This is a genomic window from Sphaerisporangium dianthi (assembly GCF_042654065.1).
GTDB lineage: Bacteria > Actinomycetota > Actinomycetes > Streptosporangiales > Streptosporangiaceae > Sphaerisporangium > Sphaerisporangium dianthi.
The window spans coordinates 214,130-226,459 of record NZ_JBHSFP010000010.1 but is presented as its reverse complement, the minus strand read 5'-3'; the positions used below and the strand labels follow the sequence as shown (position 1 = coordinate 226,459).

Here is a 12,330-nt window from a genome sequence, read left to right as displayed (position 1 = left end):
GGGTACGAGCGCTTCCGGCGTGACCGAGCCCGGTATGAGCGCTTCCGGCGTGACCGAGCCGGGTTCGGGCGGCGCCGGCGCGGTCGAGGTGCTCACGATCGGCAGGGTGGGCGTCGACATCTACCCTCTCCAGATCGGCGTGTCCCTGCGCGAGGTGGAGACCTTCGGCAAGTACCTCGGCGGCAGCGCCACCAACGTCGCGGTCGCCGCCGCCAAACTGGGCCGCCGCTCCGCGGTGATCACCCGCACCGGCGCCGACCCGTTCGGCGCGTTCGTCCACGACGCGCTGCGGTCCTACGACGTGGACGACCGGTACGTGACCGAGGTGCCGGGCCTGCCGACGCCGGTGACGTTCTGCGAGATCCGCCCGCCAGAGGACTTCCCGCTGTTCTTCTACCGCTTCCCCAAGGCCCCCGACCTGGAGATACGCGCCGAGGAGCTGGACCTCGCCGCGGTCAGGGACGCCGGCCTGTTCTGGGCGACGGTCACCGGGCTGTCGCAGGAGCCGTCCAGGAGCGCCCACTTCGCCGCCTGGCGGGCGCGCGGCCGGGCCCCGCTCACCGTCCTCGACCTGGACTACCGCCCCATGTTCTGGGAGTCGGCGCGGGCGGCGGGAGAATGGGTGCGCGAGGCGTTGCGGCACGTCACGGTGGCCGTCGGCAACCTGGACGAGTGCGAGGTCGCCACCGGCACCCGCGAGCCGCGCGAGGCCGCGAGGGCGCTGCTCGACATGGGCGTCGAGCTCGCGGTGGTCAAGCAGGGCTCCGGCGGCGTGCTCGGCATGACGGCGCGCCGGACGGTGGAGGTCCCGCCCGTGCCCGTCGAGGTCGTCAACGGGCTCGGCGCCGGCGACGCGTTCGGCGGCGCCCTCTGCGACGGCCTGCTCGCCGGGCGCGACCTTGAGCGGACCCTCGGGTACGCCAACGCGGCCGGCGCCATCGTGGCGGGACGCCTCGCCTGCGCCCCGGCCATGCCCACAGCCAAGGAGGTCGAGGCCGTGCTCTCGGGGGAAGCCCATGCGTGACGAGGACCGCAGGAGGCTGGCGGAGTACCGCGCCAGACACCCGCAGAAGATCGCCGAGGCCGCGGCGGGACGCCGTCGCAGGCCGCTGCTGCGCGACCGCGACCAGTTGCTCATCATCGCCGCCGACCACCCCGCCCGCGGCGCGCTCGGCGTGCGCGGCCGGCCGCTGGCCATGGCCAGCCGCGTCGACCTGCTCGACCGGCTGTGCGCCGCCCTGGCCCGCCCCGGCGTGGACGGGCTGCTCGCCACCCCCGACATCGTCGAAGACCTGCTGCTGCTCGGCGCGCTCGACGACAAGGTCGTGATCGGCTCGATGAACCGGGGCGGCCTCCACGGCAGCGCCTTCGAGTTCGACGACCGCTTCACCGCCTACGACACCGAGTCCATCGTGCGGATGCGGCTCGACGGCGGCAAGATGCTCTGCCGCGTCGGCCTGCGCTCGGCCGAGACCGCGGCCACGCTGGAATCGTGCGCGCGCGCCGTCACCGGCCTGGCAGGGCAGGGGCTGATGGCCATGATCGAACCGTTCTGGTCGCACCGGGACGAGGGCGCGGTCCAGCACGACCTTTCCCCCGAGGGCATGATCCGCGCCATCCACGTCGGCCAGGGGCTCGGCGCGACCTCCGCGTACACCTGGCTGAAGATCCCGGTGGTCGCCGACATGGAGCGGGTCATGGACGCCACCACCCTGCCCACGCTGCTGCTCGGCGGCGACCCGACCAACGCGCCCGACGAGGTGTACTCCTCGTGGAGCAAGGCGCTGCGCCTTCCCGGCGTGCGAGGGCTCGTCGTCGGGCGCGCGCTGCTCTACCCTCCTGACGACGACGTGGCGGCGGCCGTCGACACCGCCGCCGGGCTGCTGGAGGTGTCCTGATGTCGCACATCCCCGCCGGCACGACCGCCGATGCTCCCTGGGCGCTGCGCGTCACGCCGGAGCTCGCGGGATGGACCTACGCCGGGCTGCGCGCGCTCAACCTGTCCGGCGAGACCGTCGAGTTCGCCACCGGCTCCGAGGAGATGCTCGTCCTGCCGCTGTCGGGGTCCTGCGTGGTCGAGTGCGAGGGGGAACGCCTGGAGCTCCACGGCCGGCCGTCGGTGTTCGAAGGCGTCTCCGACTTCGCGTACGTGCCCATCGAGGCGACGGTGCGCGTCACCGGGGAAGGCCGCTTCGCCCTCCCGTCCGCCCGCGCCACCCGCCGGCTGCCGGTGCGGTACGGGCCGGCGGGCAAGGTGCCCGTGGAGGTCCGGGGGGCCGGGCAGGCCAGCCGGCAGGTCAACAACTTCTGCGCGCCCGACGCGTTCGAGTGCGACAAGCTCGTCGCCGTCGAGGTGCTCACCCCCGAGGGCAACTGGTCGTCCTACCCCCCGCACAAGCACGACACCCTCGGCGAGGGCGAGGCCGTGCTGGAGGAGATCTACTACTTCGAGGGCGGCCCCGGCTACCAGCGGGTGTACGGCTCGCCCGGCAGGCCCATCGACGTGCTCGCCGAGGTGGGGTGCGGCGACGTCGTGCTCGTGCCGCACGGCTACCACGGCCCGTCGATGGCCGCCCCCGGCTACGACCTGTACTACCTGAACGTGCTCGCGGGGCCCGCCGGCGAGCGGTCGATGGCCTTCTGCGACGACCCCCGGCACGCCTGGATCCGCTCCAGCTGGGACGGCCAGGCCGTGGACCCCCGCGTCCCCATGACGACCGCCGTCGGGAGCGGCGCGGACGGCGGCACGAGTGAGACGGAGACCCAGGCATGACGACGACACGGCTCACCGTCGCCCAGGCGCTGGTGCGGTTCCTCGCCGAGCAGTGGAGCGAACGCGACGGCGTCGAGCGGCGGCTCATCGAGGGCTGCTTCGGCATCTTCGGGCACGGCAACGTCGGAGGCGTCGGCCAGGCGCTCGCCGAGCGCGGGGCCGGCCTGCGCGACCCGCTGCCGTACTACCTGGCCAGGAACGAGCAGGCCATGGTCCACACGGCCGTGGGCTTCGCCAAGATGCGCAACCGCCTGTCGGCCTTCGCCTGCACCTCCTCGATCGGCCCCGGCGCGACCAACATGGTGACCGGCGCGGCGCTCGCCACGATCAACCGGATCCCGGTGCTGCTGCTCCCCGGCGACATCTTCGCCACCCGCGCCGCCGGCACGGTGCTGCAGGAGCTCGAGGACCCGCGCACCTACGACGTCAGCGTCAACGACTGCCTGCGGCCCGTCTCGCGCTTCTTCGACCGCGTCAACCGGCCCGAGCAGCTGCCCGCCGCGCTGATGGCGGCCATGCGCGTGCTCAGCGACCCGGCCGAGACCGGCGCCGTCACCCTCGCGCTGCCGCAGGACGTCCAGGCCGAGGCGCACGACTGGCCGGTCGAGCTGTTCCGCCGGCGCGTCTGGCACGTCGCCCGTCCCGTGCCCGACTCCGCCTCCGTCGTCCGGGCCGTGGAGGCGATCAAGGCGTCGCGGCGCCCGGTCATCGTCGCGGGCGGCGGCGTCGTGTACAGCGAGGCGTGGGAGGAACTGGCGAGCTTCGCCGAGGCCCACGGCATCCCCGTCGGCGAGACCCAGGCCGGCAAGGGCGTCCTGCCCTACGACCACCCGTGCGCGCTCGGCGCCATCGGGCACAGCGGCACGGCCGCCGCCAACGCGATGGCCCGCGAAGCCGACCTCGTCATCGGCGTCGGCACCCGGTACACCGACTTCACCACCGCCTCGCGCACGCTGTTCGGCGACGCGCGCTTCGTCAACCTGAACGTCGCGGCCTTCGACGCCGCCAAGCACGCCGGCGTCATGCTCGTCGGCGACGCCCGCGAGGGGCTGGCCCTGCTCGACCTGGCCGGCTGGAAGGCCGACCCGTCGTGGACGTCACGGGCCGGCGAACTGGCCCGCGACTGGCAGGCCACGGTGTCGGAGCTGTACGGCGGCGAGGCGCTGACGCAGCCCGTCATGCTCGGCGTGGTCAACGAGGCCGCCGGATCCGACGGCGTCGTCGTCAACGCGGCCGGATCCATGCCCGGCGAACTGCACAAACTGTGGCGCGCCTCCGACCCGAAGGCCTACCACGTCGAGTACGGCTACTCGTGCATGGGCTACGAGATCGCCGGCGGCCTCGGCGTGAAGCTCGCCGCCCCGGAGCGCGAGGTGTTCGTCCTGGTCGGCGACGGCTCGTACCTCATGATGGCCCAGGAGATCGCCACGGCCGTCCAGGAGGGCGTCAAGCTGATCGTCGTCATCGTGGACAACCACGGCTTCGCCTCCATCGGCAACCTCTCGGAGTCCGTGGGCGCGCGGCGGCTCGGCACCGCCTACCGGCTGCGCTCGGCGGGCGGCGGGCTGGACGGCGCGTACCTGCCCGTCGACCTGGCCGCCAACGCGGCGACCCTCGGCGCCGACGTCCTGCGCGCGTCCGACCCCGAGTCACTGCGGGTGGCGCTCACCAAGGCCAGGGAGGCGACGGGCACCACCGTCGTCCACGTCGAGACCGTCCCCGGCCCCGGCCCGGAGACCACCGCCTGGTGGGACGTCCCCATCGCCGAGGTCTCCACCAACCCCGAACTTCACGAACGCTACGAACAGGCCAAACGCGCCCAACGCCCCTACCTCTGACCCACGCGCCGGAGTCGCACTACGTGCTCGACGGGCTGCCGGGGATCGGGGGCCGAGTAGCAGCCGAATGGTCGGTCACGTTGAGGAACCCGGTGCTAGTTGCTCCACTATCGGCCTGATGTCCCGAACGCCGGGAACCAACGGTGATCCGCCGGACAGTACACATGTGTGGAGACGACTATGCGCGCCCTAGTGCGCGCCGGGGATCCGGACGCCTTCAGCCGGCTGTTCGACGACTACGCACGCTCGATCTACAACCACGCCTTCCGGCTGACCGGCGACTGGTCGGCCGCCGAGGACGTGGTGTCCCTGACCTTCCTGGAGGCGTGGCGGCTGCGGAGCAGGGTCGACGCGGACGGCGGGTCGCTGCTGCCGTGGTTGCTGGGTATCGCGACCAACGTGGCGCGCAACGCCAGACGCGCCTCCCGGCGGCACGAGGGAGCGATCACCAGACTGCCTCCGGGCGAGGCGGTGTCCGACATCGCCGAGAAGGTCGCGGGCCAGGTCGACGACGGCAGGCTACTGGCCTCGGTGCGTACGGCTCTGGGCGCGCTGCGCCGTTCGGAGCGGGAGGTGCTCGCGCTGTGCGTGTGGGCGGGCCTCGGATACGCCGAGGCCGCGGAGGCCCTCGGAGTGCCGGTGGGCACCGTCCGTTCCCGGCTCTCGCGGGCCAGGAAGAGGCTCCAGAAGCTCGCTGAGGCCCCGGCGGTGAGCGCGGGAGCATCGGCGGCGCGGGCGCGTGCCCGGCCGGAGGCCCAGAGGGAGCCGGAACCGAGGACAGGGCCCGGACAGATAGATGGTGACCGCGACAACGCGGTCCGGCCCGTTGGGAGAAATGTTCGATGAACAGCCAACCGAAGTCCGGTTCCGATCCGATCGGGGACCTGGCCCGGCTACTGCCCGCTCCGGTGGAGCTGGACCTGCCGGCGGACCGTCACCGACTGCTCAAGGGAATCATGATGCAGGAGATCCACCGCGACACCCGGCCGTCGAGGCTCGAACACCGCCCTCTCCTGCGGCGCCCGGCCATTCTCTCCTCCGTCCTGGCCGCCGCGGCGGCGTTGGCGGTGGCCGTACCGGTCCTCACCGGCGGGGGGACCCCGGCGTACGCCGTGTCGCGGAATCCCGACGGCACGATCACTGTCAAGATCAACGAGGTGCGGAATCCCAAGGCTCTGGAGGCCGACCTGAACGCCCTCGGCTTCGACGCCGTGGTGGACTACGTTCCCCAGGGGAAGCAGTGCGAGGACCCGCGCAGCGATTTCCTGCTGCCCCGCGAAGAGACGTATGAACCCCCCGACGGGAGGCCACTGGTGATAACCCGAGGTGTCACCGGCGCCGAGTGGGGTTTCGTGTTCGACCCCGGCGCTCTCGACGACGGGCAGACGGCGGTCCTCGAATTCACCCTCGGCGAGAACGACGACGAGAGCATCTCGGGTGTGTGGGCACGCATCTCGAACGGTCCCGTGAAGCCGTGCGTTCTGGTCGACAGCACCGGGCACCCGCTGGGTCCCGCGGATGAGGTGCCCGGAGCATGAGGTCCGGCGGATGAGACGCCAGGCCCCACCGTCGATCGCGACGGCCTGCCGGCCCTGCTGAAGTACGCCCGCCAAGGCGGCACCATCGTGGTCCACACCCTCGACCGGGGGCGAGGTGATCAGGCTTCGGCGGGTTGGGGGGCCGGGTGGGAGGACTTGGGGTGGAACCCTCTGGCGAGGGCGATGATGGAGGCGCCGAGCAGCAGCGGGGCTGCGAACGCCACCTGGTAGTTCGCCGCTTCGGCGATGCCGCCGACCAGAGCGGCCCCCACGATGAAGCCGACGTAGTTGAACATGTTGACCCGGGCGATGGCGACGCCCGTACCGGCGGGGTCGAGCCGTCCGGCGGCCGAGAACGACTGCGGGGCGACCACCGACAGGCCCACCCCGGCGAGGCCGAAGGCCACGATCGCCAGCGGCTGGTTGGGCGCGGCCACGATGCCGGCGAAGCCGAGCGCGGCGAGCGCTCCGCCGATGCGGACGATCGCCGCCGGCCCGTACCTGCGCACGGCGAAGTCCCCGCCGATCCTGACCACGAAGGTGGCCGCCTGGTAGGCCCCGAGCGCCAGCGGGACGACGGCCGCCGTCGCATGCATGATCTTCTCCATGTAGACGGAGCCGAAGTTCGAGATCGACGCGTCGCCCACGTAGAGGAAAGCCATGGCCAGGCACAACGGCAGGATCGGCCCCCACGGCACTCGCGCCTTGGTCCCGGCTCCGGCCTTGGTCCCGGCCCCGGCTCCCGTCCCGGCCTCCGCGCGTCCGTCGGCCGGGACGGCGTGGGCCGGGACGGCGTGGGCCGGGACGGCGCCGGTGTCGCGGTCTGTCGCGTGGTCCGGCACTGCCGTCCCGGCCGTGGCGACGTGCTCCTCTTCGGCGGTGAAGAGATCGCGACCGGCGACCAGCGCGATGGAGACGCCGATCACCATGGCGACGGCGAAGATGGTCACCAGGGTCAGCCCCATGGCCCCGCCCGCCGACGCCCACGCGGCTCCGATGACCGCCGCGGCGCTCCACAGAGCGTGGAAGCCGGTGAGGATGGGCCGGCCGTACCTGCGCTCGGCCGTGACCGCCTGCATGTTCATGCCGGCGTCGACGGCGCCGAGGCACAGGCCGAACAGCACGTTGGCCGCGACGAGCTGTGGCACGTCGGCCGCGAGCCCCGCGAGCACCACGGCCAGCCCGCCCGCCGGCTGGGCGAGACGCAACACCCGGCGGCTGCCGTACCGCTTGGCGACCTCACCCGCGAGCACGCTGCCCGCGCCCGCGATCACGGGGACGACGAGCAGCAGAATGGACAGCTCGCCGTCGCTCAGATGGTGCTTCCGCTGCAGCTCGGCCACCTGGGTCAGCAGTGTGGCGAAGGTCAGGCCTTGGACGAAGAAGACCGCGAAAGCGGCAAGGCGCGCACGCCGGTCACGGGGGGTGGGCACGGGGCCTCCCGAGGGGGGAACATGAGGCGATCTCAGGTTTGCGACAGGTTACGGTCGCGCCCCGCGCGGGTCAATGCCCTTGATGACCGCGATGACCGCGATGACCGCGATGACCGCGACGCGATGACCGCGATGACCGCGATGACCGCTACGACCGCGACGGTCGCGGTGGTGGGGGCGGTCGGGGCGCTCGTGCCTGCTATCGGGCCGGATCCGTCCTACCACGTCCGGGGCTCGCCCGTAAGTCGCGGAGCCGAGCGAGCGGCACGAGCCGCGTCCCCGTGTTCGGCGGAGCTCGGTGCAGGCGGCGTCCGGCAGCGAGCGGCGGTAGTCCATGGGGCGGACGCTTCGATCGCCTCAGTCGATCAGGCGGGCGCGCATCTTCCAGACGGCGAGGGACCACATCAGGGCGGCGAACAGCAGCAGCACCCCCAGGTGGACCAGGTCGTACAGGCCCAGCCGGCCGAACACGGAGTCTCTGACCAGTTCCACGAAGTGGTACAGCGGGTTGACCCTGGAGGCGGCCGCGGCCCATGGCGGCAACTGGTCGACGGGGAAGAAGGTGCCGGCGACCAGGAACATCGGGGCCATCACGCCGCTGATGACGTAGTCGAAGGTGTTGATCGAGGGAACGATGGCCGACATCCAGATGCCGAACAGCGCGAACGCCAGCCCGGTCAGGAAGCCGATGAACGGCACCAGCAGCATGCCGGGGGACGGCGGGAGGCCGAAGCCCATGCCGACGAGCAGGGGGGCGCAGCCGTACAGCGCCGCCTTGGCGGCCAGCCACGACGCCTCGGCGGTCACCAGCTCGTGGACGTCGACCGGCGCGGCCAGCACGGCGTTGTACGTGTGCTGGAACACGCGCCGGATGAAGGAGCCGAACATGGCGCCGAAGGCGCTGATGAACAGCACGGACGTGGCCACCACGCCGGTCGCGACGAAATCGCGGTAGTTGTAGCCGTACGCCGCGCCGATCACCGTGCCGAACCCGAAACCGAACGCCAGGAGCCAGATCGTGGGCTCGACCAGCGACGCGAACGACGTGGAGGCCCAGTAGCGCCGGTAGAGCGCCAGCTCACGCCGCCACACCCCCCGCACCGGCGCCCACTCGAACCACCGCGGCCCGCCGGACCGCTCACCGGCCGCACTCACGCTCATCGCGAACCTCCGCGGATCATTCGACGCTCTCGCCGGTCAGCAGGACGAAGACGTCCTCCAGGTTGGCCGCCCGCTGGAGCGAGGGCGGCCCGAGGTCGAGGCGCAGGGACTCGGGCTGCCGCTCGGCGGCGAGGATCGAGATGGACGGGCCGGTGCGCCGGGTCGCGAGCCCGGCCTTCCTGGCCAGACGCTCGATCTCGGCCAGGCGTTCGGGCTGGCCGAGATGCTCGTCGACGTGCGCGCCCGCATGCTCGGCGATCAGCGCCGCGGGCGTGTCACGCGCCACCACCCGGCCGCGCGACATCAAGGCGCACTCGTCGGCTAGCCGCTCGGCCTCTTCGATGTAGTGGGTGGACATGAGCGTGGTCACCCCCTCGTCGCGCAGCGCCGCGACGAGCGACCAGAGCTCCTGCCGGACCTGCGGGTCGAGCCCCACGGTGGGCTCGTCGAGCAGCACCAGGCGGGGGCGGTGCACCAGCCCCCGCGCGATGAGCAGCCGGCGCCGCATGCCGCCCGACAGGTCGTCGGCCTTGGTGGCGGCCCGGTCGGTGAGCTGGGCCATGCTCAGCGCGCGGTCGACGGCCGCCGCGCGCTCGGCCTTGGCCACGCGGTAGAGGTGGGCGAACACCTCGAGGTTCTGCCGGGCGGTCAGCTCTTCGTCCAGGTTGTCCTGCTGGGGGACGACCCCCATCAGCGCCCGGGCCTTCTTGGAGGCGCGGGGAAGCGGATGGCCGAGGACGGTGATCTCGCCCTCGTCGGCCAGCGACTGGGTGGTGAGCAGCCGCATCGTCGTGCTCTTGCCCGCTCCGTTCGGGCCGAGGAGGCCCAGGCAGATGCCGTACGGCACCTCGAGGTCGAGCCCGTCGACCGCCGCGATGTCGCCATAGCGCTTCACCACGCCCTTGAGCGAGATCGCGCTCGCGGCGTGGCCGGACGGCAGGCCGTCAACGGACCTTGGACGCGAGGTGGACACCTGACCACCATAGGAAACGGGGCTGACACTTCTCCAAGGGTTTTCGCGCCCCCGTGGCGGGCGCGGTCAGGGCCACACCCGGTCGGAGGCGGGGACGTCAGGAGAGGGGAACAGCCGCACCGCCCGGGTCTCCTGCACCGCGAAGTCGTCCACCACGTGCCGGTTGTGCACCAGGAAGCCGACGAGCCCCGCGACGGCCTGCACCCCCTGCTCGGCGTGCGCGTGGCCGGTCAGCAGGTAGATGTAGGGAGCGGAGAGCTTGTCCAGCAGGAAACGGCTGCCGTGCCTGTGCACGTCCTTCAGCGCCTTGATGGGAATCGGCCGCCGGGAGGTGAACCACACGGCGACATCCCACAGAGGCACCTCCGGCTCGCGTTCGGCCGACTCCTCGTAGCACGCGACACAGCCGTGGCGGGCGTCATGCCCGTGTGGACACGCCCAGAAGGCGGCATCGTCCCGGTGGTTCACGCTTTCGGCTCCTTCGTGCACGGGTCGGCGGCCGTCACGGGCGGCCGCCGGTAGAGCAAGGCGGTCTGAACAGGGCCGAGGTCATGATTCTGACCGATCTCCCGGCTCTATGTGCTTTCTGCGGCCGTGTCCCCCTGATGACGTGTCGTGAGGGTAGGTCGGGAGGCGCGGCGAGGGTTAGTGTCGGGGCGTGGGAACCGAGCGCGGAGCGCACTACGACCGTTGGAACAGCCGCTGGCAGCAGCAGGGGGCTCCTGTGCTGCGGCAACTGGTGTCCGGGTTTCTGAACACGCGGCGGCAGAACGCCGATGGGCCCGCGCCGCACGAGCTGCGGGCCTCCGACGACGACCGCGAGCGCGTGGCCGCCGTGCTGCGCGACGCCGTCGCCGACGGCAGGCTGACCCCCGACGAGCACGAAGAGCGCGTCGAGCGGGTGTACACCGCTCGCACGCTGGGCGAGCTGGCCGTTCTCACGGGCGACCTGCTGCCCGAGCACCTCCAGCCGCTGCAGGCCGACGGGCGGCCGGTGATGGCGCTGTTCCGCTCCGAGCAGCGCGAGGGCCGCTGGGTGGTGCCTTCGCACTACGCGGTCACGGCCGTCGGCACCGGCGTCACGCTCGACCTGCGCGAGGCGCTCCTGCAGAGCAGCCACATCACCGTGCAGGCCACCGTGGTAGGCGCGACGCTGACGCTGATCGTCCCCGAGGGCGTCCGCGTGATCATCCCGGCCTCGGCGGTCATGGCGGGCAAGAAGAACCAGGTCCGCGAGGCGCTCGCGCCGGACGCCCCGGTGATCGAGATCACCGGCGTGATCATGATGGGCAACGTCGTGGCCAAGTCGCCCAAGCCGCCGCGCCGCGGCTGGACCAGGCGCCGCAGAGCCTGACCGCGCCCCGGCTGGTCCAGGGGACGCAGAGCCTGACCCCGCAACCCCCGCAGCCCCCGCCGCTCCTGCCGCCCCCGTCGCTCGGCCGCTCGCGTCGCTCGGAGACGGAGCGGCAGAGCCGGTGGAAGGACGCAGCGGCGCAGGGGCGTCCGGGATGCCCGTCAGGTGGCGGTGTCGAAGTTGATGGCGCTGTAGGCCCGCAGCTTCCAGAGCTGGTGCTCGCTCTCGACCTTGCGCACCGTGCCCGACCTGCCGCGCATGACCAGCGAGTGGGTGACCGCGACGCCGCCGCGGTAGCGGACGCCCCCCATCAGCTCGCCGTCGGTGATGCCCGACGCGGCGAAGAAGACGTCGTCGGAGGTCACCAGGTCGTCGGTGGTGAGCACGCGGTTGAGGTCGTGCCCGGCGTCGATGGCCCTGCGGCGCTCGTCGTCGTCGCGCGGCCACAGCTTGCCCTGGATCACGCCGCCCAGGCACTTGAGGGCGCATGCCGCGATGATGCCCTCGGGGGTGCCGCCGACGCCGAGCATCAGGTCGATGCCGGTGTCACCGCGGGCCGCCATGATCGCGCCCGCGACGTCGCCGTCGGTGATGAACTTGATGCGCGCGCCGGTGTCCCGCACCTCCTTGGCGAGCCGCTCGTGGCGCGGCCGGTCGAGGAGCACCACCGTCACGTCGGACCGCGAGCAGCCCTTGGCCCGGGCCACGGCGGCGATGTTCGCGGCCACGGGGGCGTCGATGTCCACCGCGTCCGCGGCCTCGGGGCCGGTCACCAGCTTGTCCATGTAGAACACCGCCGATGGGTCGTACATCGACCCGCGCGGGCTCACCGCGATCACCGATATGGCGTTCGGCATGCCCAGCGCGGTCAGCCGCGTGCCGTCGATCGGGTCCACGGCCACGTCGCACTCGGGGCCGCCGCCGTCGCCCACCCGCTCGCCGTTGTACAGCATCGGGGCGTTGTCCTTCTCGCCCTCGCCGATCACGACGATGCCGTCCATGGCCACCGTGTTGATCAGCTGGCGCATGGCGTTGACCGCCGCGCCGTCCGCGCCGTTCTTGTCTCCTCTGCCGACCCAGCGGGCCCCGGCCATCGCGGCCGCCTCGGTCACGCGGACCAGTTCGAGGGCCAGGTTTCGATCGGGCGCGCGCTCCCCGGTGGCCAGCGCGGGCGGTACGGACGTCTCTTCCGACATGGTGCAAGCCCCTTTTACGTGGATGACGGCGATCGAGACGCCCCGTAGTGGACCTACCAGGTTC

12 protein-coding genes are annotated in these 12,330 nt (G+C 72.3%); 7 read left to right on the top strand and 5 right to left on the bottom strand.

The window, feature by feature from the left end; translation table 11 throughout:
- The first annotated feature begins 34 nt into the window (after nt 1-34).
- The 6 genes from iolC to ACFO60_RS17605 all read left to right on the top strand — a co-directional run bounded on the left by iolC (nt 35) and on the right by ACFO60_RS17605 (nt 6,149).
- The gene (gene iolC / locus ACFO60_RS17630) at nt 35-1,024 is read left to right on the top strand and encodes a 5-dehydro-2-deoxygluconokinase (RefSeq protein WP_380841470.1); all 990 of its coding nucleotides are present in this window, start codon (nt 35-37) and stop codon (nt 1,022-1,024) included.
- Nucleotides 1,017-1,898: a Cgl0159 family (beta/alpha)8-fold protein gene (locus ACFO60_RS17625; protein ID WP_380841443.1), complete on the top strand. Its 882-nt coding sequence runs from the start codon at nt 1,017-1,019 to the stop codon at nt 1,896-1,898. Before iolC ends, ACFO60_RS17625 begins: the two co-directional genes overlap by 8 nt.
- Nucleotides 1,898-2,773 carry a 5-deoxy-glucuronate isomerase gene (gene iolB / locus ACFO60_RS17620; protein ID WP_380841441.1) on the top strand — a complete coding sequence of 292 codons (876 nt, stop codon included), beginning with the start codon at nt 1,898-1,900 and terminating at the stop codon, nt 2,771-2,773. Before ACFO60_RS17625 ends, iolB begins: the two co-directional genes overlap by 1 nt.
- Nucleotides 2,770-4,611, top strand: a complete 1,842-nt coding sequence (iolD, locus tag ACFO60_RS17615) for a 3D-(3,5/4)-trihydroxycyclohexane-1,2-dione acylhydrolase (decyclizing) (RefSeq protein ID WP_380841440.1) — start codon at nt 2,770-2,772, stop codon at nt 4,609-4,611. Before iolB ends, iolD begins: the two co-directional genes overlap by 4 nt.
- 180 nt (nt 4,612-4,791) lie before the next feature.
- Nucleotides 4,792-5,457 carry an RNA polymerase sigma factor gene (locus tag ACFO60_RS17610; protein ID WP_380841439.1) on the top strand — a complete coding sequence of 222 codons (666 nt, stop codon included), beginning with the start codon at nt 4,792-4,794 and terminating at the stop codon, nt 5,455-5,457.
- Nucleotides 5,454-6,149 (top strand): hypothetical protein, encoded by a 696-nt coding sequence (locus ACFO60_RS17605; RefSeq protein ID WP_380841437.1) that lies wholly within the window; start codon nt 5,454-5,456, stop codon nt 6,147-6,149. Before ACFO60_RS17610 ends, ACFO60_RS17605 begins: the two co-directional genes overlap by 4 nt.
- A 119-nt stretch (nt 6,150-6,268) precedes the next feature.
- Here ACFO60_RS17605 and ACFO60_RS17600 read toward each other — a convergent pair whose 3' ends face one another.
- The 4 genes from ACFO60_RS17600 to ACFO60_RS17585 all read right to left on the bottom strand — a co-directional run bounded on the left by ACFO60_RS17600 (nt 6,269) and on the right by ACFO60_RS17585 (nt 10,184).
- Complete coding sequence (locus ACFO60_RS17600) at nt 6,269-7,582, bottom strand: MFS transporter (RefSeq protein WP_380841435.1); 1,314 nt, start codon at nt 7,580-7,582, stop codon at nt 6,269-6,271.
- Between the two features lie 357 nt (nt 7,583-7,939).
- On the bottom strand, nt 7,940-8,743 hold the full coding sequence (locus ACFO60_RS17595; protein ID WP_380841434.1) for an ABC transporter permease: 804 nt from the start codon (nt 8,741-8,743) through the stop codon (nt 7,940-7,942).
- Between the two features lie 16 nt (nt 8,744-8,759).
- Entirely contained in the window at nt 8,760-9,641 is an 882-nt protein-coding gene (locus ACFO60_RS17590) for an ABC transporter ATP-binding protein (protein ID WP_380841469.1), read from the bottom strand.
- Between the two features lie 141 nt (nt 9,642-9,782).
- A complete protein-coding gene (locus tag ACFO60_RS17585; protein WP_380841432.1) occupies nt 9,783-10,184 on the bottom strand; it encodes a hypothetical protein in 402 nt (133 codons plus the stop codon).
- 190 nt (nt 10,185-10,374) lie between these two features.
- Between ACFO60_RS17585 and ACFO60_RS17580 the strand changes: the two genes are divergently transcribed.
- Nucleotides 10,375-11,070, top strand: a complete 696-nt coding sequence (locus ACFO60_RS17580; protein WP_380841431.1) for a DUF1707 SHOCT-like domain-containing protein — start codon at nt 10,375-10,377, stop codon at nt 11,068-11,070.
- Nucleotides 11,071-11,231: 161 nt separating this feature from the next.
- On the opposite strand, the gene glpX is transcribed toward ACFO60_RS17580, so the two are convergent.
- Nucleotides 11,232-12,266 (bottom strand): class II fructose-bisphosphatase, encoded by a 1,035-nt coding sequence (glpX, locus tag ACFO60_RS17575; protein WP_380841430.1) that lies wholly within the window; start codon nt 12,264-12,266, stop codon nt 11,232-11,234.
- Between the last annotated feature and the right edge of the window lie 64 nt (nt 12,267-12,330).